Source organism: Pseudomonas sp. ACN5 (assembly GCF_002303975.1).
In the GTDB taxonomy this organism is placed as follows: domain Bacteria; phylum Pseudomonadota; class Gammaproteobacteria; order Pseudomonadales; family Pseudomonadaceae; genus Aquipseudomonas; species Aquipseudomonas laurylsulfatiphila.
This window is the reverse complement of sequence record NZ_MRCP01000003.1, coordinates 497,809-523,062: the sequence shown is the minus strand read 5'-3', so window position 1 is coordinate 523,062 and position 25,254 is coordinate 497,809. Positions and strand designations below refer to the sequence as shown.

General features: G+C 60.3%; 24 protein-coding genes. 18 read left to right on the top strand and 6 right to left on the bottom strand.

Annotation, left to right across the window (positions count from 1 at the left end; genetic code table 11):
- Positions 1-125 precede the first annotated feature (125 nt).
- From aroQ to BSF40_RS08375, 11 genes are all read left to right on the top strand, one after another.
- Positions 126-581, top strand: coding sequence for a type II 3-dehydroquinate dehydratase (aroQ, locus tag BSF40_RS08425; RefSeq protein WP_007971361.1), 456 nt, complete (start codon positions 126-128; stop codon positions 579-581).
- Between the two features lie 24 nt (positions 582-605).
- Positions 606-1,070 carry an acetyl-CoA carboxylase biotin carboxyl carrier protein gene (gene accB / locus BSF40_RS08420; RefSeq protein WP_095964766.1) on the top strand — a complete coding sequence of 155 codons (465 nt, stop codon included), beginning with the start codon at positions 606-608 and terminating at the stop codon, positions 1,068-1,070.
- A gap of 17 nt (positions 1,071-1,087) precedes the next feature.
- On the top strand, positions 1,088-2,446 hold the full coding sequence (gene accC / locus BSF40_RS08415; protein WP_095964765.1) for an acetyl-CoA carboxylase biotin carboxylase subunit: 1,359 nt from the start codon (positions 1,088-1,090) through the stop codon (positions 2,444-2,446).
- A 273-nt stretch (positions 2,447-2,719) separates the two neighbouring features.
- A complete protein-coding gene (gene prmA / locus BSF40_RS08410) occupies positions 2,720-3,598 on the top strand; it encodes a 50S ribosomal protein L11 methyltransferase (protein WP_095964764.1) in 879 nt (292 codons plus the stop codon).
- A 30-nt stretch (positions 3,599-3,628) separates the two neighbouring features.
- The gene (locus tag BSF40_RS08405; RefSeq protein WP_095964763.1) at positions 3,629-4,882 is read left to right on the top strand and encodes a DUF3426 domain-containing protein; all 1,254 of its coding nucleotides are present in this window, start codon (positions 3,629-3,631) and stop codon (positions 4,880-4,882) included.
- Positions 4,883-5,066: 184 nt separating this feature from the next.
- Positions 5,067-6,077: a tRNA dihydrouridine synthase DusB gene (dusB, locus tag BSF40_RS08400; protein WP_015093302.1), complete on the top strand. Its 1,011-nt coding sequence runs from the start codon at positions 5,067-5,069 to the stop codon at positions 6,075-6,077.
- Positions 6,074-6,394 carry a DNA-binding transcriptional regulator Fis gene (gene fis / locus BSF40_RS08395; RefSeq protein WP_015093301.1) on the top strand — a complete coding sequence of 107 codons (321 nt, stop codon included), beginning with the start codon at positions 6,074-6,076 and terminating at the stop codon, positions 6,392-6,394. The genes dusB and fis overlap by 4 nt, the downstream gene beginning before the upstream one ends.
- Before the next feature lie 82 nt (positions 6,395-6,476).
- Positions 6,477-8,084 (top strand): bifunctional phosphoribosylaminoimidazolecarboxamide formyltransferase/IMP cyclohydrolase, encoded by a 1,608-nt coding sequence (gene purH, locus BSF40_RS08390; protein ID WP_015093300.1) that lies wholly within the window; start codon positions 6,477-6,479, stop codon positions 8,082-8,084.
- 170 nt (positions 8,085-8,254) lie between these two features.
- A complete protein-coding gene (gene purD, locus BSF40_RS08385; protein ID WP_095964762.1) occupies positions 8,255-9,550 on the top strand; it encodes a phosphoribosylamine--glycine ligase in 1,296 nt (431 codons plus the stop codon).
- A 100-nt stretch (positions 9,551-9,650) separates the two neighbouring features.
- On the top strand, positions 9,651-12,428 hold the full coding sequence (locus BSF40_RS08380) for a hybrid sensor histidine kinase/response regulator (RefSeq protein WP_095964761.1): 2,778 nt from the start codon (positions 9,651-9,653) through the stop codon (positions 12,426-12,428).
- A 65-nt stretch (positions 12,429-12,493) separates the two neighbouring features.
- The gene (locus BSF40_RS08375) at positions 12,494-13,090 is read left to right on the top strand and encodes a MarC family protein (RefSeq protein ID WP_007971378.1); all 597 of its coding nucleotides are present in this window, start codon (positions 12,494-12,496) and stop codon (positions 13,088-13,090) included.
- Positions 13,091-13,096: 6 nt separating this feature from the next.
- Here the strand turns inward: BSF40_RS08375 and BSF40_RS08370 are convergent, their stop codons facing one another.
- From BSF40_RS08370 to cobG, 6 genes are all read right to left on the bottom strand, one after another.
- Positions 13,097-13,816 (bottom strand): hypothetical protein, encoded by a 720-nt coding sequence (locus BSF40_RS08370; RefSeq protein WP_095964760.1) that lies wholly within the window; start codon positions 13,814-13,816, stop codon positions 13,097-13,099.
- Between the two features lie 54 nt (positions 13,817-13,870).
- On the bottom strand, positions 13,871-14,686 hold the full coding sequence (locus BSF40_RS08365; protein ID WP_256585597.1) for a hypothetical protein: 816 nt from the start codon (positions 14,684-14,686) through the stop codon (positions 13,871-13,873).
- Positions 14,687-14,901: 215 nt separating this feature from the next.
- Positions 14,902-16,608, bottom strand: a complete 1,707-nt coding sequence (gene cobJ, locus BSF40_RS08360; protein WP_095964759.1) for a precorrin-3B C(17)-methyltransferase — start codon at positions 16,606-16,608, stop codon at positions 14,902-14,904.
- Entirely contained in the window at positions 16,608-17,339 is a 732-nt protein-coding gene (locus BSF40_RS08355; protein ID WP_095964814.1) for a precorrin-2 C(20)-methyltransferase, read from the bottom strand. The genes cobJ and BSF40_RS08355 overlap by 1 nt, the downstream gene beginning before the upstream one ends.
- Positions 17,339-17,965, bottom strand: coding sequence for a precorrin-8X methylmutase (locus BSF40_RS08350; RefSeq protein ID WP_007979603.1), 627 nt, complete (start codon positions 17,963-17,965; stop codon positions 17,339-17,341). The genes BSF40_RS08355 and BSF40_RS08350 overlap by 1 nt, the downstream gene beginning before the upstream one ends.
- A complete protein-coding gene (gene cobG / locus BSF40_RS08345) occupies positions 17,958-19,280 on the bottom strand; it encodes a precorrin-3B synthase (protein ID WP_095964758.1) in 1,323 nt (440 codons plus the stop codon). Before cobG ends, BSF40_RS08350 begins: the two co-directional genes overlap by 8 nt.
- Before the next feature lie 277 nt (positions 19,281-19,557).
- Here cobG and BSF40_RS08340 point away from each other — a divergent pair, with 277 nt between their 5' ends.
- The 7 genes from BSF40_RS08340 to BSF40_RS08310 all read left to right on the top strand — a co-directional run bounded on the left by BSF40_RS08340 (position 19,558) and on the right by BSF40_RS08310 (position 25,157).
- The gene (locus BSF40_RS08340; RefSeq protein WP_095964757.1) at positions 19,558-20,205 is read left to right on the top strand and encodes a hypothetical protein; all 648 of its coding nucleotides are present in this window, start codon (positions 19,558-19,560) and stop codon (positions 20,203-20,205) included.
- Positions 20,206-20,363: 158 nt separating this feature from the next.
- Positions 20,364-21,575 carry a precorrin-6y C5,15-methyltransferase (decarboxylating) subunit CbiE gene (gene cbiE / locus BSF40_RS08335; RefSeq protein WP_095964756.1) on the top strand — a complete coding sequence of 404 codons (1,212 nt, stop codon included), beginning with the start codon at positions 20,364-20,366 and terminating at the stop codon, positions 21,573-21,575.
- Complete coding sequence (locus BSF40_RS08330) at positions 21,568-22,665, top strand: cobalt-precorrin-5B (C(1))-methyltransferase (protein ID WP_095964755.1); 1,098 nt, start codon at positions 21,568-21,570, stop codon at positions 22,663-22,665. Before cbiE ends, BSF40_RS08330 begins: the two co-directional genes overlap by 8 nt.
- The gene (locus BSF40_RS08325; RefSeq protein WP_095964754.1) at positions 22,662-23,390 is read left to right on the top strand and encodes a cobalt-precorrin-6A reductase; all 729 of its coding nucleotides are present in this window, start codon (positions 22,662-22,664) and stop codon (positions 23,388-23,390) included. Before BSF40_RS08330 ends, BSF40_RS08325 begins: the two co-directional genes overlap by 4 nt.
- A gap of 376 nt (positions 23,391-23,766) precedes the next feature.
- A complete protein-coding gene (locus tag BSF40_RS08320) occupies positions 23,767-24,165 on the top strand; it encodes a DUF2946 domain-containing protein (RefSeq protein ID WP_015093286.1) in 399 nt (132 codons plus the stop codon).
- A gap of 47 nt (positions 24,166-24,212) precedes the next feature.
- Positions 24,213-24,692 carry a copper chaperone PCu(A)C gene (locus BSF40_RS08315; protein WP_095964753.1) on the top strand — a complete coding sequence of 160 codons (480 nt, stop codon included), beginning with the start codon at positions 24,213-24,215 and terminating at the stop codon, positions 24,690-24,692.
- Positions 24,693-24,713: 21 nt separating this feature from the next.
- Positions 24,714-25,157: a DUF2946 domain-containing protein gene (locus BSF40_RS08310; RefSeq protein WP_095964752.1), complete on the top strand. Its 444-nt coding sequence runs from the start codon at positions 24,714-24,716 to the stop codon at positions 25,155-25,157.
- The last annotated feature ends 97 nt before the right edge of the window (positions 25,158-25,254 follow it).

The following is a 25,254-nucleotide window of genomic DNA, read 5'->3' as shown; positions in this document are numbered from 1 at the left end:
GTCATATATTTCGCGCAAACATCGGTCATCGTGCTGCCTATTGCAGAGAACTGGACAGTCACAAAGGCTTTGCGGCATAGTCGCCGGGTTCTGACAATTGCTCACAGAAAATAAAGGAACAGCCGATGGCGACCCTACTGGTTCTGCACGGACCCAACCTGAACTTGCTCGGCACTCGTGAACCGGGCACCTACGGCGCCACGACGCTGGCGCAGATCAACCAGGACCTGGAACGCCGTGCCCGCGAAGCCGGTCACCATTTGCTGCACCTGCAAAGCAATGCCGAGTACGAATTGATCGACCGTATTCACGCTGCCCGCAGCGAAGGCGTGGACTTCATTTTGATCAACCCGGCAGCTTTTACACATACAAGTGTCGCATTACGTGACGCGCTGCTGGCGGTGAGCATCCCATTCATCGAAGTGCATTTGTCCAACGTGCACAAACGCGAACCTTTCCGCCATCACTCTTACTTCTCCGACGTAGCGGTGGGAGTGATCTGCGGCCTTGGCGCCAGCGGTTATCGACTGGCCCTGGAGGCCGCCCTGGAACAGCTTGAACAACAAGTTAACCGCCCCTGACCGACCCTTGGGAGTTGATGATTCATGGATATCCGTAAAGTTAAGAAACTGATCGAATTGCTGGAAGAGTCCGGCATCGACGAGCTCGAGATCAAGGAAGGCGAAGAGTCCGTACGCATCAGCCGTCATAGCAAGACCCCGGCTCAACAGTACTACGCGCCGGCTCCAATGCATGCTCCGGCTGCTGCGCCTGTCGCTGCCGCCGCTCCGGCTGCCGCTGCCGCACCTGCTGCTGCCGCCGCACCAGCGCTGAACGGCACCGTTGCCCGTTCGCCGATGGTCGGTACGTTCTACCGCAAGTCTTCGCCAACCTCGCCGTCCTTCGTTGAAGTCGGCCAGACCGTGAAGAAAGGCGACACCCTGTGCATCGTTGAAGCCATGAAGATGATGAACCACATCGAAGCTGAAACCAGCGGTGTGATCGAATCCATCCTCGTCGAAGACGGCCAGCCGGTTGAGTACGACCAACCGCTGTTCACCATCGTTTGAACCGCGGAGAGCCTTTGATGACTGCGAAGTTGGAAAAAGTTCTGATCGCCAACCGCGGTGAGATCGCCCTGCGGATCCTGCGCGCCTGCAAAGAAATGGGCATCAAGACCGTCGCCGTTTACTCCAAGGCTGACAAGGAACTGATGCACCTGGGACTGGCAGACGAATCCGTCTGCATCGGTCCGGCATCGGCCGCCCACTCCTACCTGCACATTCCGGCAATCATTGCCGCAGCCGAAGTGACTGGCGCCACCGCCATTCACCCGGGCTACGGCTTCCTTGCGGAAAACGCCGACTTCGCCGAACAGGTCGAGAAATCCGGCTTCGCGTTCATTGGCCCGAAAGCCGAAACCATTCGCCTGATGGGCGACAAGGTATCGGCCAAGCACGCCATGATCGCAGCTGGCGTACCGACCGTTCCGGGTTCTGACGGCCCGCTGCCGGAAGACGAAGAAACCGCTCTGCGCATTGGTCGCGAAGTGGGTTACCCGGTGATCATCAAGGCCGCTGGCGGCGGCGGTGGTCGCGGCATGCGCGTTGTGCACAAGGAAGAAGACCTGATTTCCTCGGCGAAACTGACCCGCTCCGAAGCAGGCGCGGCGTTCGGCAACCCGATGGTCTATCTGGAAAAATTCCTGACCAACCCACGCCACGTGGAAGTCCAGGTTCTTTCCGATGGCCAGGGCCAGGCTATCCATCTGGGCGACCGCGATTGCTCGCTGCAACGTCGTCACCAGAAGGTTCTTGAAGAAGCGCCGGCACCGGGCATTGACGAGAACGCACGTCAGGAAGTCCTCGCACGCTGCGTCAAGGCGTGCATCGACATCGGCTACCGTGGAGCAGGCACTTTCGAGTTCCTGTACGAAAACGGTCGTTTCTACTTCATCGAGATGAACACTCGTGTCCAGGTAGAGCACCCGGTTTCGGAAATGGTCACCGGCATCGACATCGTCAAGGAGATGCTCAGCATCGCCGCCGGCAACAAGCTGTCGTTCACCCAGGATGACGTGGTCATCCGCGGTCACGCGCTGGAATGCCGGATCAACGCCGAAGACCCGAAAACCTTCATGCCGAGCCCTGGCACGGTCAAGCATTTCCACGCTCCAGGCGGCAACGGCGTTCGCGTCGACTCGCACCTGTACAGTGGCTATGCCGTTCCGCCGAACTACGATTCGTTGATCGGCAAGCTGATCACCTACGGCGCAACCCGTGACGAAGCCATGGCGCGCATGCGCAATGCGCTGGACGAGATCGTGGTTGACGGGATCAAGACCAACATCCCGTTGCACCGCGACCTGACCCGCGATGAAGGCTTCTGCAAAGGGGGCGTGAACATTCACTACCTCGAGCACAAGCTGGCTGGCGAGAAGCACTAAGCTTTAGCTGGCACATGACAAAGCCGCCTCCGGGCGGCTTTGTTGTATCTGGACATTTCATCAGATAGGTGGCTTTGCACAATCCCTGTGGGAGCGGGCTTGCCCGCGAAGACGTCGGCACATCCAACATCAATGCGACAGACAGTACGCATTCGCGAGCAAGCCCGCTCCCACAGGCACAGCGGACTCCCACAAAACCCCCGCTCTCGCGTAAACTTGCGTCCTTCTCGCAGCCCGCCTGGCTGCAATCAACATTTTTCAAAGGTGCCCGCCATGCCTTGGCTGCAAGTACGTCTCGCCATCAGCCCAGAACAAGCCGAAACCTATGAAGACGCTTTCCTTGAAGTGGGCGCCGTGTCGGTGACCTTCATGGACGCCGAAGACCAGCCGATCTTCGAGCCGGAACTCAATACCACGCCGCTGTGGTCGCACACGCACCTGCTGGCCCTGTTCGAAGGTGGCACCGAGCCCGGCCCGGTACTGGCCCACCTGGAGCTGCTGACCGGCAGCCCGCTGCCTGAACACCACAGCGAAGTCATCGAAGACCAGGATTGGGAACGCAGCTGGATGGACGGATTCCAGCCAATGCGTTTCGGCCAGCGCCTGTGGATCGTGCCGAGCTGGCACGCCGCGCCGGAACCTGACGCAGTGAACCTGTTGCTTGATCCGGGCCTGGCGTTCGGCACCGGCACCCACCCGACCACCGCACTGTGCCTGGAATGGCTCGACGGTCAGGACCTGAAAGACTGCAACGTGCTGGACTTCGGCTGCGGTTCGGGGATCCTGGCGATCGCCGCGCTGTTGCTGGGCGCCAGGGAAGCCGTGGGCACCGACATCGACGTGCAGGCGCTGGAAGCGTCCCGCGACAACGCCGGGCGCAATAACATCGCTGATGAGTTGTTCCCACTGTATCTGCCGGAAGATTTGCCGCAGGTTCAGGCCGATGTGCTGGTGGCCAACATTCTCGCCGGCCCGCTGGTTTCCCTGGCGCCGCAGCTGTCCGGCCTGGTCAAGTCGGGCGGTCGCCTGGCGCTGTCGGGCATCCTCGCCGAACAGGGTGACGAAGTCGCTGCCGCCTACGCCAAGGACTTCGATCTGGATCCGATCGCCAATCGCGATGGCTGGGTGCGCATCACTGGCCGTCGGCGCTAGAATGTCCGCCTGCATAATCCGGAATGCCGCATGACCGATAGCTTCGTCACTCAGTGCCCGCATTGCCAAACCAGCTTCCGCGTCAGCCATGCCCAATTGAGCGTGGCTCGCGGCGTGGTTCGCTGCGGCTCCTGCCTGCAGGTGTTCAATGCCGCCAGGCAATTGCTTGAGCAGGCCGGCAAGGAACCACCGGTAGCGGCGCCGCTACCGCCTGTGCAGCCTGCCGAACCGCTCGAGCCATCGGCACCGCGCGCCATCAGCCAAAAGCAATGGAGCGTGACTGAACTGGACCTGGACAGTCTCGACCTCGACGAAGAACTCGCCCGGCTCGAACAGCGGGAAATCCAGCCGGCCACCGAGCTCGGTCGCCATCGCGACGACTCGCTGAGCGCCCGCCGCGACAGCACCGGGCAGGATGATGAGGAGCCGTGGTCCGACAGCCTGTTCAGTGAGTCGGCGGCCGATCGCGCGCAAGTCGACGAACCGTTAGACCACCCTGAATTGCCAGAGCCGACGGTTGAACCGGGCAAAGTCTCGCGCACCGAACCTTCGCTGTCCCTGGAACCGGTCGATCTCGACGACGAACTGCAGCCACCCCAGTTGCGCTTGCATGACCCACTCGATGCGCCACTGCACCACGAACGCCTGTCGGCCGCCGACGAGAACGAAATCGACGACAACCTGCCCTCGATCGAACCGTTGCGCAAGCGACGCGAACGCAGCGAGGCAGGCCCGCGTGCCGAAGTGCTGCAAGACCTGACCGACGACCCGCTGCAACTGGACTGGCAAAAACGCCGCTCGCCCTGGGGCCGACGGCTGTTGTGGTTGCTGCTGGTGCTGATTGCCGCTGGCGCGCTCGCCGGCCAGTACATCGCCTACCATTTCGACGAACTGGCGAGACAGGATCAATATCGCCCGTGGTTCCAGCAACTGTGCCCGCAAATCGGCTGCACGGTGCCCTCCAAAGTCGACATTGCAAAAATCAAAAGCAGCAACCTGGTGGTGCGCAGCCATCCTGAATTCAATGGCGCGCTGGTGGTCGATGCGATCATCTATAACCGTGCAACCTTTTCCCAGCCCTTCCCGCTGCTGGAACTGCGCTTCGCCGACCTCAATGGCCACCTGATCGCCAGTCGCCGCTTCAAACCCGGCGAGTACCTCAATGGCGATCTCGAAGGCATGGCGGAAATGCCTCCGCAGACGCCGATCCACATCGCCCTGGACATTCTCGACCCCGGCGCCAAGGCCGTGAACTACAGTCTGAGCTTCCACTCTCCGGAGTGAAACGCTTCATCGCTCCCCGATTGAAGTCGGCTTTCTGACTCCCCCTGGCCAACCAAACCACGGGTAATAACAGAATAACTGTTCAGATTTTGTTCAATTCAGCCTTTATCCAGTCATCGAGAGCGGGTATCATGCCCACCCTTTTTCGAACTCTCATGATCCGGCCCCACAACAGGGAAGTCCTATGTCGGCGGTACGCATCGGCCCATATACATTGCATAACAGCTTGATTCTCGCCCCCATGGCGGGTGTCACCGATCAGCCCTTTCGTCAGCTGTGCAAGCGCTTGGGCGCGGGACTGGTCGTCTCGGAAATGGTCACCAGCGACATGAGTTTGTGGAACACCCGCAAATCGCGCATGCGCATGATCCACACGGGTGATCCCGAGCCACGCTCGGTACAGATCGCCGGTGGGGACGCGCAGATGCTGGCGGACGCTGCCCGTGCCAACGTTGAAATGGGCGCACAGATTATTGATATCAACATGGGCTGCCCGGCCAAGAAAGTCTGCAACAAGGCTGCCGGCTCTGCACTGCTGAAGGATGAAACCCTGGTAACCGAGATCCTGCAGGCCGTCGTGGCTGCGGTCGATGTGCCGGTTACCCTGAAGATCCGGACCGGCTGGGACCGGGACAACAAGAACGGCCTGACGGTGGCGAAGATCGCCGAGCAGGCAGGCATTACGGCGCTGGCAGTGCATGGCCGCACCCGTGCCGACCTGTACACCGGTGTTGCCGAGTACGACACCATTGCCGCGATCAAGCAGGCGGTGTCGATTCCGGTCTTCGCCAACGGCGATATCGATTCGCCGGAAAAAGCCCGGTACGTGCTCGACGCGACCGGTGCCGATGGTTTGTTGATTGGCCGGGCTGCCCAGGGGCGGCCATGGATTTTTCGCGAGATCGACCACTTCCTGCGTACCGGCGAGAAACTCCCGGCGCTGGAACTGATCGAGGTGGAACGCATCCTGCTAGAGCATCTGGCTGCCCTGCACGCCTTCTATGGCGATGTCATGGGTGTACGCATTGCTCGAAAGCATGTGGGCTGGTATCTCGCAACCCTGCCGGGCGCCAGGGAGTTTCGCGCCCACTTCAATCGTTTGGATGGTACGGATACACAATGCGCCAACGTTCGGGCGTTTTTCGCCGAGCGTTACAAGAGCCTGACAGGGGACGGAGAGTGGGTGGCCGCATGACGATGATGACCGAGACTTTAGTGAGTGGAACAACACCCGTGAGCGACAACGTGAATTTGAAACAGCACCTCAATACACCGAGCGAAGAGGGCCAGACCCTTCGCGGGAGTGTCGAGAAGGCGCTGCACAATTATTTCGCCCACCTTGAGGGCGCTGCCGTCACTGATGTGTACAACCTGGTGCTCTCCGAAGTCGAGGCTCCCCTGCTCGAATGCGTGATGAACTACGTCAAGGGCAACCAGACCAAGGCCAGCGAGATGCTCGGACTGAACCGGGGCACGCTGCGCAAGAAACTCAAGCAGTACGATTTGCTGTAAGCATTCAATCAAACCAGAAAGGCGCCCGCGTAAAACCGGTCGCCTTTTTTGCTGACTTCCTTTGCTTTTGATGGAAATTGAGATGACCGACCAGACTACCCGCCTGCCGATCCGCCGCGCCTTGATCAGCGTTTCCGACAAGACCGGGATCCTCGAATTCGCCAAGGAGCTTGAAGCCCTGGGCGTCGAGATCCTCTCCACCGGCGGGACGTTCAAGCTGCTGCAGGACAACGGCGTTGCCGCAGTGGAAGTCGCGGATTACACCGGTTTCGCCGAAATGATGGACGGCCGGGTGAAAACCCTGCACCCGAAAATCCACGGCGGGATCCTCGGTCGTCGCGGTATCGACGACGCGATCATGAACGAACACGGCATCAAGCCGATCGACCTGGTCGCAGTCAACCTGTACCCGTTCGAAGCCACCATCAACAAGCCAGGCTGCGACCTGCCGACTGCCATCGAGAACATCGACATCGGCGGCCCGACCATGGTTCGTTCGGCCGCGAAAAACCATAAAGACGTAGCGATCGTGGTCAATGCCAGCGATTACGCCAGCGTCCTTGAAAACCTCAAGGCCGGCGGCCTGACCTACGCTCAGCGCTTCGACCTGATGCTCAAGGCGTTCGAACACACCGCCGCCTACGACGGCATGATCGCCAACTACATGGGCACCGTGAACCAGGCGGCCGACACCCTGAGCACAGAAGGCCGCAGCGAATTCCCGCGCACCTTCAACAGCCAGTTCATCAAGGCCCAGGAAATGCGCTACGGCGAGAACCCGCACCAGAGCGCGGCGTTCTACGTGGAAGCCAAGCCTGCCGAAGTCGGCATCGCCACCGCGACCCAGCTGCAAGGCAAGGAGCTGTCGTACAACAACGTGGCCGACACCGACGCTGCACTGGAATGCGTGAAGAGCTTCGTCAAGCCGGCTTGCGTGATCGTCAAGCATGCCAACCCCTGCGGCGTGGCTGTCAGCCCTGACGCCGAAGGCGGCATCCGCAAGGCCTACGACCTGGCCTACGCCACCGACACCGAATCGGCTTTCGGCGGCATCATCGCCTTCAACCGCGAACTGGACGCCGAGACCGCCAAGGCCATCGTCGAGCGCCAGTTCGTCGAAGTGATCATTGCCCCTAGCGTCAGCGAAGAAGCCCGCGCCATTGTCGCCGCCAAAGCCAACGTACGCCTGCTGGCCTGTGGCGAGTGGTCGGCTGACCGCGCCGCTGCCTGGGACTACAAACGCGTCAACGGCGGCCTGCTGGTGCAGAGCCGCGACATCGGCATGATCGGCGCCGACGACCTGAAAGTGGTGACCAAGCGCGCACCGACCGAACAGGAAATCAACGACCTGATCTTCGCCTGGAAAGTCGCCAAGTACGTGAAGTCCAACGCCATCGTCTACGCCAAGAATCGCCAGACCATCGGTGTCGGCGCCGGCCAGATGAGCCGCGTGAACTCGGCGCGCATTGCTGCCATCAAGGCAGAACATGCCGGCTTGCAGGTAGCCGGTTCGGTGATGGCTTCCGACGCATTCTTCCCGTTCCGCGACGGTCTGGACAATGCGGCCAAGGCGGGCGTGACTGCCGTGATCCAGCCAGGCGGCTCGATGCGTGATGCTGAAGTGATTGCAGCGGCCGACGAAGCCGGCATCGCGATGGTATTCACCGGCATGCGCCACTTCCGCCACTGATACGACGATCAACTGTGGGAGCGGGCTTGCTCGCGAAGACGGCGGCACATTCAATATTGATGTGACTGAAACACCGCTTTCGCGAGCAAGTCGAATCGTCGCACCGCCGCTCCCACATAAGAGCATCCCAGCGGTGCTATCAAGAATTAGCGTCATCCGAGGTTTTTGAAATGAATGTTTTGATCATTGGCAGCGGCGGCCGTGAACACGCCCTGGCCTGGAAAGTGGCTCAGGATCCGCGCGTGCAGAAGGTGTTCGTGGCGCCGGGCAACGCCGGTACCGCCATCGAAGCCAAGTGCGAGAACGTTGCCATCGACGTACTGGCGCTTGAGCAACTGGCAGACTTTGCCGAGAAAAACGTTTCCCTGACCATCGTCGGCCCTGAAGTGCCGCTGGTTGCCGGTGTTGTGGACCTGTTCCGCAGCCGCGGCCTGGATTGCTTCGGCCCGACCGCTGGCGCTGCGCAGCTGGAAGGTTCGAAAGCCTTCACCAAGGACTTCCTGGCTCGCCACAAGATCCCGACTGCCGACTACCAGAACTTCACCGAAATCGAGCCTGCCCTGGCTTACCTGCGTGAAAAAGGCGCTCCGATCGTGATCAAGGCCGACGGCCTGGCCGCCGGCAAAGGCGTGATCGTCGCCATGACCCTGGCCGAAGCCGAAGACGCCGTGCGCGACATGCTGGCGGGCAATGCCTTTGGCGATGCCGGTTCGCGCGTGGTCATCGAAGAGTTCCTGGACGGCGAAGAAGCCAGCTTCATCGTCATGGTCGACGGCAAGAACGTGCTGCCGATGGCCACCAGCCAGGACCACAAACGCGTCGGCGACGGCGACACCGGTCCGAACACCGGCGGCATGGGTGCTTACTCCCCGGCGCCAGTGGTCACCGCCGACGTGCACAAGCGCGTCATGGACCTGGTGATCTGGCCGACCGTGCGCGGCATGGCCGAAGAAGGCAACGTCTACACTGGTTTCCTGTATGCAGGCCTGATGATCGACAAGGCTGGTAACCCAAAAGTCATCGAATTCAACTGCCGTTTCGGCGACCCTGAAACCCAACCGGTGATGCTGCGCCTGCAGTCGAGCCTGGTGTTGCTGGTCGAAGCCGCCCTGGCCCAGGCGCTGGATAAAGTGGAAGCGCAATGGGATCCACGTCCGAGCGTCGGCATCGTTCTGGCCGCTGGTGGCTATCCTGGTGACTACGCCAAGGGCACAGCCATCAAGGGGCTGGATGCAGCCGCCGCACTGGAAGGCAAGGTTTTCCACGCCGGTACGGCGCTCAAGGACGGTCAGGTAGTGACCGCCGGTGGTCGTGTGTTGTGCGCCACAGCCATGGGTGCCAGCGTCGACGCTGCACAGCAGCAGGCCTACAAGCTGGCGGCAACGATTGACTGGGAAGGCTGTTTCTATCGCAAGGACATTGGCTACCGCGCCATTGCCCGCGAGCGCGGCGAAAGCCAGGAATAAGGTAGACACCGCACCAGGCAATGAACACGGTTCATTGCCTGGCTATTCCGGCGCCGCGCATCGTTATATTCTGGCATCAACCTATCGAAGGGATTTCGCCGTGCGCTGGCTCAGGATTGCCATAAGCTTAACCGTCACATTGCTGACCCTGCTCTGCATGCTACCGGCCCAGGCCGCGCAAGGCAGTGGCTGGGCGGTATTGCTCGACGAACAGGGCGACCTGCAACTGAGCGACATCCGTTCCGCACGCTACACCAATCAATTCAGCCCCATCGAACTCGATCGCATTACCGCGGCTGAACCCGATGGGGCGCTATGGTTGCGATTCAAGCTTGCACCGGGCAAGCACGAACAGGTGCTGCGATTGTTCGCGCCTGACCTGCGCCAGTTCAACATGTACGTACTGGACGGCGACAAGCTGATCGACCAATCCAGCACAGGCAACGAACAGCCCCAATCCGAGCGTCCATTGCCCAGCAGCGACTTCATGCTGCCGCTGCCGCAAAGTGACAGCCCGCTGGACGTCTACCTGCGACTGGCCTCCGACCACCAGTTACGACCCTACATCACCCTGCAATCGGCGGTCATCGCGGCTGCCAACCAGAACCAGACGCTGATCTATGGCCTGCTGTTCGGTTGCATCGCCATGCTGATCCTGCACAACCTCATCCGCTACGCCTACACCCGCTCGCACAGCGCCCTCTGGCTGGCAACGTGCGAAGGGCTGTTGATGCTCAGCCTGCTGCTGTTGCTGAACCTCGCCGGCCCCTGGCTACCGGACTGGCACGCACTGCAGACGCCGGGGGCCTACCTGGCATTGCTGCTGACGGCGCCCTGCGGCCTGATGCTTGCCTATCGTTTCTTCTCCCCGCTCGGGCCGCACCCGCTGAACCGGTTGCTGCTCGGCGAGGTCCTGCTCATCACCGCTTGCGGCCTGATGCTGCTATTCGTCAATACCTTGCCGCTGAACTTCATTACCTACGGCCTGGTAGCCCTGGCTGGCCTGACCATGCTGTTCATCAGCGCCTATCACTGGCAAAAAGGCTATCGCCCGGCGCGTCTCTTCGTGGCGGCCATGGTGGTGTTCAACCTCGGGACCCTGGTCATCCTGCCTGCGCTGTTGGGGCTGACCCTGGTCGAACCCCATGGCCTGATCACGACCTTGCTGGTATTCATCTGCATCAGCGGCCTGCTGATGAGCATCGCGTTGAGCGAGCGCCAGCGCCGCATCACCGAAGACCGTTTCAGCATCAGCCGCGACCTGGCGGCCAGCAATGCCGAGGTCAACGCCAAGGCCGAGTTCCTGGCGAAGATCAGCCATGAAATCCGCACCCCGATGAACGGCGTTCTCGGCATGACCGAGCTGCTGTTGGGCACCCCGCTGTCGGTCAAGCAACGCGACTATGTGCAGACGATCCACAGCGCCGGGAACGAGCTGCTGACACTGATCAACGAAATTCTCGACATTTCCAAACTCGAGTCCGGGCAGATCGAACTGGACGATGTGCAGTTCGACCTCAACGCGCTGATCGAAGACTGCCTGAGCATCTTCCGCGCCAAGGCCGAGCAGCAAAACGTCGAGTTGATCAGCTTCATCCAGCCGCAAGTGCCTCGAGTGATCAGCGGTGACCCGACACGCCTGCGCCAGACCCTGTTGAGCCTGCTCGAAAACGCCCTGAAAAAAACCGACGAAGGCGAAATCCTGATCGTCGTGGCGCTCGACGAGCGCAACACCAAACCGCGCCTGCGTATCGCCGTGCAGGACAGCGGCGAGCCGATGGACGCCGATGAACGCGACGCCCTGATGCACGCCGAACTGCACAGCCGGCATTTTCTGTCGGCCACCCACCTGGGCGGCAACCTGGGTCTGGTGATTGCCCGGCAACTTATACGCTTGATGCAAGGGGAATTCGGCATCAAGAGTGGCAGCAACCAGGGCAGCACCCTGTGGCTGACCCTGCCGCTGGATCCGGATCGCCTCGAACACCCGACCTCCGACCTCGATGGCCCGCTGCAAGGTGCACGGGTATTGGTGGTGGACGACAACGACACCTGTCGCAAGGTGCTGGTGCAGCAATGCAGCGCCTGGGGCCTGAACGTCAGCGCCGCGCCTTCCGGCAAGGAAGCACTGGCACTGTTGCGCACCAAGGCGCATTTGCGCGATTACTTCGATGTGGTCCTGCTGGACCAGAACATGCCCGGCATGACCGGCATGCAACTGGCGGCCAAGATCAAGGAAGACCCGAGCCTGAACCATGACATCCTGCTGATCATGCTCACCGGCATCAGCAATGCGCCGAGCAAGATCATTGCGCGTAACTCCGGGATCAAGCGCATCCTCGCCAAACCGGTGGCCGGCTACACCCTCAAGACCACCCTGGCCGACGAACTGACCCAACGCAACAAAGGCCTGGTCGTCACGCAATCACTGCCAAGCGGCCCGCCCCCGCCGGTCAAGGTCCCCAGCGATTTCCGCATTCTGGTGGCCGAAGACAACAGCATTTCGACCAAGGTGATCCGCGGCATGCTGAGCAAGCTCAACCTGCAACCGGATACCGCCTGCAACGGCGAAGAAGCCTTGCAGGCGATGAAAGCCCAGCGTTACGACCTGGTGCTGATGGACTGCGAAATGCCGATCCTCGACGGCTTCTCGGCCACCCAGCAATTGCGTGCCTGGGAAGTCGGCAACCAGCGGGTCCGTACCCCCGTGGTGGCATTGACCGCCCACATCCTGGCCGAACACAAAGAGCGTGCGCGCCAGGCCGGCATGGACGGACACATGGCCAAACCGGTCGAACTGTCACAACTGCGTGAATTGATCGAACACTGGGTCGCCCAGCGTGACCAGCAGAATCGCGCAACGACCCAAACGTCCTGAGCCGACAGACTGCGCAACCCCTGATAGACTCCCCCTCGACTTCCCTCGCCAGTGAGCCCGGCACCATGCTCCATGTGTTGTTCAGCGTTTACCTGAAGATGCTGGTGCTCTACAGCCCATTCTTCGTGTTGTCCTGCTTCATCAGCCTGACCCGTGGTTATTCGCGCAAGGAACAGCGTCGACTGGCCTGGAAAGTTGCAGTCGCCACACTGGTCTCCAGTGTGCTGCTGTACTTGTTCGGCCGAGTGATTTTCAGTGTTTTCGGCATTACCGTGGATGCGTTCCGCATCGGTGCCGGTAGCGTCCTGTTCATCTCGGCACTCGGGATGGCACAAGGTAAATCGGCAGTACAGACCGACAACGTGCAGCAGGATGTGACCATCGTCCCGCTGACCATTCCACTGACCGTCGGCCCGGGCACCATCGGTGCGTTACTGGTGATGGGCGTGAGTCAGCCGCACTGGGACGACAAACTCACCGCCATTGTCGGCATTGCCATGGCCAGTTTTACGGTGGGCGTGGTGCTGTTTTTGTCCAGTCGAATCGAGCGCATTCTCGGTGATCAGGGATTACAGATCGTCAGCCGTTTGATGGGGCTATTCGTATGCGCACTGGCGGCGCAGATTATCTTCACCGGGGTGAGGGGCTATCTGGTGCCTTAGCCCCCTCTAAGCAAGCTGCACCGCGTGTTCGCCGACCTTGATGCACAGTGCCTGCCGTTGCGGCCCTAGCCACCGCACTGTGTCTTCTCGGAATGCCGTGTATTCGTTGACAGCAAATCGGGCGTGAAGAAATGAAGTCATCACACCTCCCGCTACGCGATTCAAAGCGAAGTCTTGCCCGATAAACTGGCCTTCAATCGGCTGATCTGTTTCAAAGAACACGGTGGCCAATGTTAAAAAACCATCAGCCTCGACTACGCCTGCCAGCACTCTCACACGATGAGTACGCTTGAGATTGTCTTCGATACCGACTGAATGAGTCCCACTCTCCAATATCGATTGCTCACGGAAAACCCCAGCCCCCAGCGACTGTACCGGCAGTTGCGCAATCATGCGCAGAGCACTTCCCATCAGAAGGACTTGCTGAGCGGACAGCCTTGATTGAAAGGCTGCATGCACAGCGTCATACACGGAAAAAATCGTAACGCCTGATCGAGGGAACATTCCTGAGGTTGCCCCCTGGTCATGGAACTGCCAGCCACAAGCGCCCAGCGTATCCACGAATACTTCGGCCCATTTGACGTGGGCGTGACCATTCGGAAAATCTTCCTCGGCGGTGAGTTGCGCAAACAAGACAGTGTCAAGGCTGTCCTGCAGGGCCGCAGGCGACAACGCCTTCGACATCAGCAAAACGCTGCCTGAATTTATTACTACGGAGTACGTCATTCGCTTTCCTTGATTCAGGAAAGCCAAAGGCCGAAAACCTCTGGCCTCGTTCCTTCACTTGCGCCGGCTGAACCGCCTGACCAACACATCTTTTCGGTGCTCGCCAAGGTACTCTTCGATGTCCGACTTGATTTCCGCATAACGGGCAGGGTTGAACGTTACAAACGACTTTCCGTGAAAGATTTCCAGGGAAGAAGTCCTCCAGTCGACAAACAGCGCACCGCCATCATCACTACCACCCTGATGATCAACCGCGCCTACCGCGATCAGGATAATTCCGTTGGCCATTTGCTCGCAGGGGATAGTGGTCAGGCGTACGCCTTCCGTATTCTTCGCTTCAAGGTTGAACAGATTTAGTGCATCTGGCTCTTTCTTCAATGCATCCAGCGTGGAGTTGGTGATTGCACTGAGCACAGTTGCGCCAGGAATTGCGGCCTTTGCAGCCTCGATGGCAGCCTGGATAATATCGACCATGACATTATCCATCGTGATCTTCAGCGAAGTGGCACTGTACTTTGAGTAACCTTTATCTGGAACGAAACACCCCAACTCTTCCAGACACTTGGTAAAGGCGTGATACCAAGCCTTGGGATCCTTATTCCCGGGCACTTCGTAATTGGCTTCCATCTTCGACATGGTTATCAGGTTTTCAATGATCGCCATGTTCTCGATGCTGATCTTGTCACCGTAGCCAATCAGACTATTGCCCAACACCAGCGCGTCCAATTCCTTGGTAGGACTCGAAGCGACCGACGACATCAACGACATTGTGCGCGGCCGCTTGGCCATGGCACTTTTACGCATCTTAATGCATGCCCTTACAAAATCAGCACTTTTCGAAAAGCTTACAGAGCTTTCAAAATCATCCACAAGTAATACTCCTTTATTTATTAACAAGCGCTCCATCCAGAAGCGCCTTAAAACTAACGCAGTTCACTCCAACCATCAACCACAACTAAATACAACATATGTATATCAATCATTACAAACTAGCGAGACACGTATTCAACAACAAACAGACACCACCAACCAGGCCATTATTAATTAATAATGGCCTGGCGTTATTCAGCAGTCCGGAATAGTAACTATTGAATGGGGGTAAGCTTGTCGCCATAACTGCGTGGCGTGTACACCCAGGTACTACCGTCCAGGCGAGGGAACACACGAGTTGTCGAAGACCCGATGAGCACCATTGTCCGCATGTCCACCTGATCGACACCCAGTTGACCCAGCGTGGTCACCCGTAACGTCTGACCCGGACGGCCAATATCCCGCCCCAATACGACGGGAGTTCCCGGCTCACGGTGCTGGCTGACAATCTCCAGCGCCCGGCCCAATTGCCATGGGCGTGAACGAGAGATCGGATTGTAGAAAGCCAGCGCAAGATCAGCTTGCGCGGCCAGGTCCAGACGTTTTTCAATGATCGACCAGGGCTTGAGATTGTCTGACAGCGACAGCACACAAAAGTCATGCCCCAACGGCGCACCGGCCTGGGCGGCCGTCGCCAGCGAGGCTGAGACACCTGGCAGGATTTCGAGATCGACGTTGTGCCAGGCAGCATCGCTGGACTCGTGAAGCGCCTCCAGCACAGCCGCGGCCATGGCAAAGACCCCCGGATCACCGGACGACACCACCACCACCGAACGCCCTTGAGCCGCCAGTTCGAAGGCGTGACGGGCACGCTGCATTTCTTCGCGGTTATCCGTGCAGTGCAACACCTGGTCAGCCCGGAATGGCCCGGCCATGCGTACGTAAGTTTCGTAGCCGAGCACATCGTTGGCGCGAGCCAGTTCTGCCTTCACCGCCGGCACCATCAAGTCGGCAGCGCCTGGCCCGAGGCCAATCACCGCCAGCCGTCCGCGCGGTCGGCCGATCTGCGATGGCTCCAACGGCTGCTCGGCGACTGCAATGGCAACCACGTCATCGCCGACGATGGATACAGGCCTGATGGCATGATGCACCAGCTCACTCGCCGCACCTGCAGCGCTGACAAAACGCAACGGCACACCCAGCTCGAGCGCCGCTTCGCGCAACGTGGAGCCGACCATTTCACTGTCGGCGGCCAACAGGCAAGCCACCGATTGCACTGCGATTCCGGCCTGACGCAAAGCCTGGCGAATGGCGGCCGATGCATTGGCCACTTCGCCCGCCACGGCAACCAGCACGTTGCGTGGATAGATCCGCAATTCGTCGGCCGCTGGCGCTCGCTCGGCATGACCGACGTGAACGATCAGTCGCGCGTGTTCATTCTCAGGCAATTGCGCTTGCGCCAACCACGGTGCAGAACCTTCGATGCGCACCGTTTCACCCGCCAGCAAATCGGACACGAAACGCTTGCCCAATTCCAGATCGCCCAAGACATACCCACTGGGCGGATTGAGCAGGCAGGTGCCGAAACGCAGTTCACCGCTGGTGGTGATCGCCGCCGAGACTTCCAGTGCGGCGGCAATCTCGCGCGCCATCACATTCACGCCGCCAAGACCACCAAGCAGAGGCACCACCGCACTGCCGTCTTCGGCCACGGCCAGCACTGGCGGCTCGGCGCCTTTTTCCAGCAGCAACGGCGCCAGCGTTCGGATCACGATCCCGGCTGCGCACAAGGCTATGATCGGTGTGTCCTGTTGATAAAGCTCACGCAGGGTCGCACCGAATTCACGGTAGACGCGATCAGCGCCCTCCACCCGCCCGGTCAGGCCGTGGATCAACGCTCCCGGATAAAACTGCTGAATTTTCTGTGCGGTCGCGAGGCTGCCATTGCCGAGAATGACAATCGCCGGAACTGGACGGGTCATCAGCCTTGCCACCTTTCACCGGGAACGATGATCAACGAGAAGTACGGCGAAGACATCGGCTCGACCTGATCCAGCGGCACGATCTTCTGGTTGGCCATGGTTGCGCGTTCGACGTACAGCGCTCGCTCGGCCAGGCCGAGTTCCTCCAGCACCTGGCGGACCTTGGGAAAATTGCGTCCCAGTTTCATGATCACCGCCGCATCGGCATCGGCCAGGCGACGCTTGAGTTCGTCGTGCGGCAGCACACCGGACAACACCGACAGACTCTGATTGCGATACACCAGCGGCGCACCGAGCACCGAAGCACCGCCGAGCATCGAACACACCCCAGGCACGACTTCAGCCTGATAACGCTGGGCGAGCCGGTCGTGCAGGTACATGTAGGAGCCGTAGAAGAACGGATCGCCCTCGCAGATCACTGCCACATCGCGACCTGCGTCGAGATGCGCGGCCAGTTCTGCGGCAGCGTCATCATAGAAGTCGCTGATCACTTGCTCGTAGGACAACGGCGCTGGCAAGGCTTCAGTGGTCACCGGGTACACCAGTGGCAACAAATTCTGTGCGTCCTGCAGGTGGGCTTCGATGATACCGAAGGCGTTGCCCTTCTTGCCCTTGGCGACGAAGTACGCTACTACAGGCGACTCGCGCAGCAGTCGCAACGCCTTGACGGTAATCAGTTCCGGATCACCGGGACCGACGCCAAGGCCGATCAAACGTCCAGGTTGCTGCATCATTCGATCTCCGTGGCGAGGGCATTGACGGCGGCGGCAGCCATGGCGCTACCGCCCAGGCGACCCTGCATGATGACAAACGGCACGCCACGGCTGTCAGCCGCCAGCGCTGCCTTGGATTCGGCGGCGCCGACGAAACCTACAGGGAACCCGAGGATCAGCGCCGGTTTCGGCGCACCGGCGTCGAGCATTTCCAGCAAATAAAACAATGCCGTCGGGGCGTTGCCGATGACCACCACGCTACCTTCCAGATGGGGACGCCACAGTTCCAGCGCAGCGGCTGAGCGGGTGTTGCCCAACTCACGGGCCAGTTCCGGAACGCTTTCGTCGCGCAAGGTGCAGATCACCGGATTGTTCGCTGGCAACCGCGCGCGGGTCACGCCTTCGGAGACCATTCGCGCATCGCACAAAATCGGCGCGCCGGCCGCCAACGCATCACGCCCGGCCTTGCCCGCCCCTTCGGAAAACTGCAAACCGTCGATGGCCTCGACCATGCCGCAGGCGTGAATCACACGGACCGCGAGTTTCTCCAGATCGGCAGGAATTCGGTCGAGGTTGGCCTCGGCGCGAATGATCGCGAAGGAGTTGCGATAGATCTCCTGACCGTCGCGGATGTAATCAAGCATCAAGGGGGCTCCGTGAGCGAGCGTCGAGCAAGGCCGCGACCGCTTCAATAGTAAGGTTGTGTGCGTGCAGCGCGCCGATACCCGGCTGCGCTGCGTCGCGAAAATATAGATCGTAGTGACCGGGGGCGACGGCCAGCAACGTGACGGGCGCGATATGCGCGGCGGCGCAGGAACGCGGGCAACCGCTCAGGTGTATGTTCAGCGCCGGTCCGTGGCGGCGCAGCAGCGCGGCCAACTGCAGGGCATCGCCCTTGGTCTCGGCCAGGCCTTTGGCGCAACCGTTTGAGCCGGTGCAGGCGATCAGCCGGGACAATGGCTGATCGGCTTCGCACTGCAGACCCAGACACTGCAGTCGCCGAATGACCTCAGTGGCATTTTCCGCGCGAACATTGGGCACCAGCAGACTTTGCCAGGGTGTGAAGCGCAGACTCGAATCACCGAGCTCGCAGGCCACTTGCGCCACGCCCCGCAGCATCGTCGGATCGAGCCGTCCCAGTGGCGGGACAGCCCCCACATAGACAACGCCGGAGTCGGCCTGGGGATGGGCGCCGATGTGCAAATCGCTGCCAGCCGAAACCCGCTGCCAATCGACAACCGCTTGCATCGATACACACTCAGCCAGCCGAAGCAGAACGTGCTCGATGGAGTACTCGGTCAGCAAATGACGCATCCGCGTCTGCTCGGGGCGCGCCCGTTCAAGGAACAACTCAAGCACCGCGACTACCAGGGCATGGCCATCGTCGAGCGCGACCGAACCGGCCGGTTGGTCCGTCGGGCATCCAGCCAACCCAAACGCCAGCCGTTGCTCACCGTTTCGCTCGAAGGCCGCGAGCCACAGGTCGTGGGGATGCTCAAGCATCGCCAGAGCCTCGCCGCCATCGAGTTGCACAGCGAACTTGGCACTGAGATCGTGAAAGCGTTCCTGCTGTTGCACCGTGGCCAAAATCCGATCGGCCAGCGCACGGGTATCGAACAGCATCTGCCGATCGAACCCGGCGGCAGGGCTGAGCATCAGATTGCGAACATCATCACCCGCCGCATGGCTCGGGCCCAATCCTGCGGCAAGCAGGCAGTCGATCAAGGCGGCCTGTTCGTTGCCGATGCCACGAATCTGCAAGTTGCCGCGGTTGGTCGCCTCGATCACACCACCGGCATATCGCTCGGCTGCATCGGCCACCGCGAAGGCCTGCTGTACGCGGATGGAACCACTGCTGAGTTTGATTCGGCAAATGCCGCCGTCCAACGCCTGGACGATACGCAGCAACCCGGGACAGGCCGAAGGGCGTAAAGGGTTGGATTTCTGACGAGGATTCACTGGATGACCGGTACGAGGCGAAGGGCAGCATTATGCCTGCTTTGTCAGGCGGGATGAAAAGTCCAGGCAGATGGACGACGAAAAGCGCCTGGCTCCGGCGTCAGAGTGTTTGTTCTGGCGCACGGGTCGTACTGACTCATGTCAGGCATAAACGCCGCAAAAAACACTCACAACAAAAATCAACTTCACAACCCGCTCTTATTTCAACCCTCTATCGACTCCTGTACTTTTAATTCGCAAACAGCAATAGCAAACAGCTAACTATCAGGAGCAACCCATGAGCAAAAACAGCCTGTCTGGAGCATTAACCGGACACAGCCTTACTTCATGCATAGACGAACTTTCACTGCAAGATCACAACGACCTTACCGATTGCACACAAATAGCCACAAAATCCGCTGACATGCTTTGTAGTCGCTTCACTGATTCGTCAACGTGGCTGCATGAGTATGTAAATACGCTGGATTTCCTGGGTTGGTCTGTCTTTGAAGACGCGATTTTCACCCGCACCCGTAGCGTCATTTCACAAAGCGTTGCGCACTTTCTGGTGCAAAGCGCTGAAGGCATGCGGGACTCCCGACAAGGCAATGCCATGATAGACACGCTCGACGCGCTGAAGCCCGACAAATCGGCGCTGTTTTCACTGGATAAAGAGAGTCTTATGGGAGAAGGTTTTCAGGTAATACCTGCACGCTACGATTCAAGGGGGTTCCTTGAAATAGCCGTCTTTAATCTTGAATTGGTAGTAACCACAAGAAAAAGTGGTTTTTTGTTCTGGAACTGGGAAGATCAGGATGCACAAATCACCCAGCGACGGGCCAGCCTTAAACTGGACAGATACAAACTCGAAAATAAAAAACCGCTGATTGAAAAAAAGCTTCGCGAGATCACCATGAAGAGATTCGAACTGCGCAAGCCATCATAAGATTGAATATCCTGACACTTGAACGGTGTCATCACGGTCAAAAGCACGCCTTCACCCGATGACAACAGGCGAATGCCGCGCCGCGGTATGATGCGCAACCGCCAGCCCGGCACGGACCGGCTCCGTGATTTGGCTTCGATTGATAGATGAGGAACAGCATGACCCCCTGGCTGACAGTAGTAGGCATCGGAGAGGAAGGCTTCAAGGGGCTTGGAAAAAATGCCCGACATGCTCTGCTGAAGGCTTCGCGGATCATTGGCGGTCAACGACAACTGGATCTGCTGCCAGCCTGCATCCGTGGCGAACGGCAAGTGTGGCCAAGTCCCTTTTCCCTTGAACCGGTCCTGGCCCGACGTGGCGAGCCCGTCTGCGTCCTGGCCAGCGGTGATCCAATGTTCTATGGCGTCGGCGCCAGCCTTGCCCGACAACTCCCTGCCAGCGAAGTGCTGACGCTTCCCGCGCCCTCCTCATGCTCACTGGCAGCAGCGCGAATGGGTTGGCCCTTGCAGGACGTGGTCACCCTTTCGGTGGTGGCCCGGCCGCTCGCCGCACTCAACGCCCACCTGTCCAGCGGCGTGCGCTTGCTGGTATTGAGCAACGACGGCCGCAGCCCCGCGGCCATCGCTGCACTGTTGCGCGAACGAGGCTTCGGCCCCAGCCGTCTCACCGTGCTGGAACACCTGGGCGGCGAAGCCGAGCGGCGTATCGACAGCATTGCCAGCGACTGGAACGCCCCGCTGATCGCCGACCTGAACCTGGTCGCCATCGAATGTGTCGCTGAACCGAATACACCTCGCCTGTCCCGACTGGCCGGACTGCCGGACTCCGCCTTCAGGCACGACGGTCAATTGACCAAACGCGATGTGCGCGCCATCACCCTCGCACGTCTGGCCCCGATCCCCGGCGAACTGTTGTGGGATGTCGGTGCCGGCAGTGGCTCGATCGGCATCGAATGGATGCGCACCCACCCCGGTTGTCGCGCATTGGCCATCGAGGCGGATGACGGCCGCCAGGCGTTGATCGAGCACAACCGCGATGCCCTCGGCGTTCCCGGCCTGCAACTGGTTCGCGGCAATGCGCCGCAGGCCCTGGCCGGCCTGGAGCGACCGGACGCGATTTTCATCGGCGGCGGTGTCACCCGTGAAGGCGTGCTGGATACGTGCTGGGCCGAACTCAAACCCGGTGGCCGGCTGATTGCCAACGCAGTCACCCTGCAAAGTGAAATGACCCTGATGGCCTGGCGCGAGCAACACGGCGGAGAGCTGACGCGAATTCATATCGCGCAAGCACAACCGCTGGGCGACTTTGACACCTGGCGCCAGGCCCTGCCGATTACCTTGCTGGACGTGACGAAGCCTTTCGATGCGTGACGAAACCGCCGAACAACCCGCCCCGCTGCGCAGTGGCCTGACCACCGGCAGTTGCGCCACCGCTACCAGCCTCGCTGCCGCACGCTTGCTGTTGGCCGGTGTAACAGCCGACGCGGTGGACATCGTGCTGCCCAAAGGCAAGCACGTGCAGATGCGCCTGGAGTTCTGCCGCCTCACCGAGGACGGCGCCGAAGCGGGAACCCTCAAGGACGCCGGCGACGATCCCGACGTGACCCATGGCGCCCTGCTGTACTCCCAGGTGCGCCTGAGCGCCGAGCCGGGGATTCGCTTCCATGCCGGCCGCGGCGTTGGCACCGTGACCCGGCCCGGGCTGGTGCTGGGGGTCGGCGAACCGGCGATCAACCCGGTGCCACGCAAAATGATCGGCGATCACCTGGCCCGGCTGGCCGACGAGCTCGGTTATGCCGGCGGTTTCGACGTGACGGTCAATGTCGAGAATGGCGAGGCACTGGCATTGAAAACCATGAACCCGCGCCTGGGCATTCTTGGCGGACTGTCGATACTCGGCACCAGCGGCATCGTCCGGCCGTTTTCATGCGCGGCCTACATTGCCTCGATCCACCAGGGCATCGACGTGGCAAAAACCAACGGTTACCTGCACATCGCCGCCTGTACCGGCAACGCCAGCGAAGACACCATGCGCCAGGTCTACAACCTGCCGGAAATTGCCCTGATCGAAATGGGCGACTTCGTCGGTGCCGTACTCAAGCACCTGCGCAAAGTGCCCGTGGACAAGCTCAGCCTGTGCGGTGGTTTCGGCAAGATCAGCAAACTGGCAGCCGGGCATATGGATTTGCACAGTCGTCATTCGAGCATCGACCTGCCGCAACTGGCGCAATGGGCCGCACAGGTCGGTGCCGATACGGCATTGCAGCAAAGCATCCGCGAGGCCAACACCAGCCAGCAGGCACTGGCCATGGCCGCCGCAGCCGGGGTCGCCCTGGGTGATGCAGTCTGTCAGCACGCCCTGGACTTTGCCCGCAGCGTGGTGCCGGCGCAGGTTCAGGTGGAAGTCTTTGCCATCGATCGCCAGGGCGGGATTGTCGGCCATGCAGGCGCTTTTCAATGAAGCGCATCCTGTTGCTCGGCGGTGTGACCGAAGCCTTGGCCATTGCCCGCACGCTGGGGCCGCAGCACATCTATAGCCTGGCCGGTATCGGTCGGGTGCCCACGGACCTGCAATGTCAGATCCGCGTTGGCGGTTACGGCGGTGCCGAGGGTCTGGCGCAATTTATTCGCAATGAGGGTATCGGACTGCTGGTCGACGCCACTCACCCCTACGCCGCCCAAATCAGCCAGAACGCTGCGACCGCCGCGCGCTTGAGCGGTATTCCCTGCTGGGCGCTACGGCGTCCGGCCTGGCAAGCCCGGGCGGGTGATGACTGGCGGGAAGTCAGCGATTGGGCCGAACTGATCGAGGCCCTGAAACCCTTCCGCCGACCGCTGTTCACCCTCGGCCGCGAGCCCCTGCAACACCTGGATGAAATTCCTGCGGAGCAATTCTGGACCCTGCGCGCGCTGGATATCTATCCGGGCAACGAGCGCTGCGAAGTGATCGGCGCACGGGGACCGTTCCTGATCGACGATGAGCGCGCGTTGTTCGAACGTCGGCAGATCGACGTATTGATCAGCAAGAACAGTGGCAGCACGGCGACCGAGCCGAAGCTGGAAGTGGCGCGTGAGCGTGGGGTGCCGGTGATTGTTTTGAAGCGGCCGGTGTTGCCTGGGGTTGAGCGAGAGTTTGCGGCGGTGGCCGTGATACTGCAGGTAATGGCAGAGCAGCAATTGATCTGATTTTTGCGAACACGTCAGGACGCCTTCGCGGGCAAGCCCGCTCCCACAGTGGACCTCACTGAGCACAAATCCATGGCCAGACAAAGAAACCTGTGGGAGCGGGCTTGCCCGTGAAGGCGCCATCAGTGGTGACGCAAAGATTGGAACCTACCCGTCACTCCGACTTTACGTACAAACCTTTAAGGAACGACTGAATCTCTGAGATTCTGAACAATGTTTAAGCGGTGCTAGCATTCTGGAATTCGCGGCTATCATGAAATCAATGACCGCGGTGCAACGCACTGCGACACCAAACCGCACACCGCGTTTTTACTTATCGGCCCTGATCAGGCTAAATAGCCCGCGCCTGATCGCCCACCCAAACGGATTTTGTCCCATGTCCCGACAACGGCTCGCAATTGCCTGGATAGCCTGCTTCGCAGTGCTGTTCAATTTGCTCGCCATGCCGATGTCCGGAGCGATGGCGCAAACGTCGAAGTCACCTGCCGAACAGTTGTTGTGGGGCAGCTTCTGCAGCGCCAGCGGCACCAGGATGGTGGCGATTTCCATCGGCGACCTTGAACAGAAAGCCCCGCAGAACGACGATCATTCCAATATGCAGCATTGCTGGTGCTGCTCGGGTTCTGCGCCATTGGTGGCGTTGCCGGGACATTCGCCACAGCTGTATTTCGCGCACTTCGAATCCAACCGAAGCTTGCCTGCCACCTCGCTCGACAGCCCGTCACCGCGCCAGCAATGGCCGAGTCTCAACCCCCGCGCGTCCCCTCTGGTGTGATTTTTTCTCGCAATTGACCTGCGTTTAAATCGTTCCGGAGAACTGCCATGTTGAACAAACTCATCGTTCTGGCCGCGTTGTTGCTGCCTGCCTGCTTTGCCAATGCCCACGAATACAAGGTCGGCACGCTGGAAATCGCCCATCCGTGGTCTCAGGAGTTGCCACCCAATGCGCCCACCGTTGCGGCGTATTTCGTGATCGACAACGAAGGCATGACCGCCGACCGCCTGCTCAGCGTCGATACCCCCATTGCCGGCGAAGCGCAATTGCATGAGCACGTGATGCAAGGCGACATGATGAAAATGCAGCACGTACCAAGCGTGGAAGTGCCCGCCGGTGGCGAGGTCACTTTCGCACCGATGGCCTATCACGTGATGTTGCTGGGTCTCAAGGACCGCAGCCTGCTGGTTGACGGCAAGCGCTTCCCCATGACGCTGCACTTCGAGAAAGCCGGTGACGTGACGGTCGAAGTCGCGGTGCAGAAGCAGGCGCCGGACGGCATGCAAGCGCACATGCACAATCCATAATCGCCTGAACTGAAAACGCCCATGCGCCCGCTTAGCGCCAGGTCATCCAGGCCACGCAGTCAGGCATTGAGCCTGACACGCGGCAGCTGGATCAGCCTGTTCGCCATGCTGATGATCTTTATCGGTCCGCTGATTTCCCAGTCGATGCCGATGGATTCGCGCGCCATGTCGATGAGCATGCCTGCAGGTATGAGCATGGACATGTCGGCGATGGAGCATGCCGACCACGGCAAGCAAACCTCTGCCGAGCATTGCCCGCCTGCCCCGGGGCACCATGTGCTGTGGGAAAAGTGCGGCTATTGCAGCCTGCTGTTCAATTGCCCGGCGCTGACCGGCGGCGTGTCCTTCGCCAACTTCGTCATTGCACCCGTCAACACCTTCACCACACCCTCTCCGCGCCTGGGCCATGCCCGGCTAACCGTCTTCCCCGGCGCCCGCACCCGCGCCCCGCCTTCCGTCGCGTAAACACCCACCTCCGATCTCACACGGTCCGCAAGACAACCCAAGCAACCGGTGGGAGCGGGCTTGCCCGCGAAGAGGGAGTGTCAGTCAACGTTGATGT

Bases quoted from the DNA above. Each gene is read 5' to 3' on its own strand.
- BSF40_RS08405 (WP_095964763.1), top strand. From the start codon at position 3,629: ATGACCGATAGCTTCGTCACTCAGTGCCCGCATTGCCAAACCAGCTTC.
- BSF40_RS08330 (WP_095964755.1), top strand. From the start codon at position 21,568: ATGCGTGACGAAACCGCCGAACAACCCGCCCCGCTGCGCAGTGGCCTG.
- BSF40_RS08350 (WP_007979603.1), bottom strand. From the start codon at position 17,965: ATGCTTGATTACATCCGCGACGGTCAGGAGATCTATCGCAACTCCTTC.
- BSF40_RS08355 (WP_095964814.1), bottom strand. From the start codon at position 17,339: ATGCAGCAACCTGGACGTTTGATCGGCCTTGGCGTCGGTCCCGGTGAT.
- prmA (WP_095964764.1), top strand. From the start codon at position 2,720: ATGCCTTGGCTGCAAGTACGTCTCGCCATCAGCCCAGAACAAGCCGAA.
- aroQ (WP_007971361.1), top strand. From the start codon at position 126: ATGGCGACCCTACTGGTTCTGCACGGACCCAACCTGAACTTGCTCGGC.
- BSF40_RS08315 (WP_095964753.1), top strand. From the start codon at position 24,213: ATGTTGAACAAACTCATCGTTCTGGCCGCGTTGTTGCTGCCTGCCTGC.
- BSF40_RS08375 (WP_007971378.1), top strand. From the start codon at position 12,494: ATGCTCCATGTGTTGTTCAGCGTTTACCTGAAGATGCTGGTGCTCTAC.
- cbiE (WP_095964756.1), top strand. From the start codon at position 20,364: ATGACCCCCTGGCTGACAGTAGTAGGCATCGGAGAGGAAGGCTTCAAG.
- purH (WP_015093300.1), top strand. From the start codon at position 6,477: ATGACCGACCAGACTACCCGCCTGCCGATCCGCCGCGCCTTGATCAGC.
- BSF40_RS08320 (WP_015093286.1), top strand. From the start codon at position 23,767: ATGTCCCGACAACGGCTCGCAATTGCCTGGATAGCCTGCTTCGCAGTG.
- cobJ (WP_095964759.1), bottom strand. From the start codon at position 16,608: ATGACCCGTCCAGTTCCGGCGATTGTCATTCTCGGCAATGGCAGCCTC.
- BSF40_RS08325 (WP_095964754.1), top strand. From the start codon at position 22,662: ATGAAGCGCATCCTGTTGCTCGGCGGTGTGACCGAAGCCTTGGCCATT.
- accB (WP_095964766.1), top strand. From the start codon at position 606: ATGGATATCCGTAAAGTTAAGAAACTGATCGAATTGCTGGAAGAGTCC.
- purD (WP_095964762.1), top strand. From the start codon at position 8,255: ATGAATGTTTTGATCATTGGCAGCGGCGGCCGTGAACACGCCCTGGCC.
- dusB (WP_015093302.1), top strand. From the start codon at position 5,067: ATGTCGGCGGTACGCATCGGCCCATATACATTGCATAACAGCTTGATT.
- BSF40_RS08370 (WP_095964760.1), bottom strand. From the start codon at position 13,816: ATGACGTACTCCGTAGTAATAAATTCAGGCAGCGTTTTGCTGATGTCG.
- accC (WP_095964765.1), top strand. From the start codon at position 1,088: ATGACTGCGAAGTTGGAAAAAGTTCTGATCGCCAACCGCGGTGAGATC.
- fis (WP_015093301.1), top strand. From the start codon at position 6,074: ATGACGATGATGACCGAGACTTTAGTGAGTGGAACAACACCCGTGAGC.
- BSF40_RS08310 (WP_095964752.1), top strand. From the start codon at position 24,714: ATGCGCCCGCTTAGCGCCAGGTCATCCAGGCCACGCAGTCAGGCATTG.
- BSF40_RS08340 (WP_095964757.1), top strand. From the start codon at position 19,558: ATGAGCAAAAACAGCCTGTCTGGAGCATTAACCGGACACAGCCTTACT.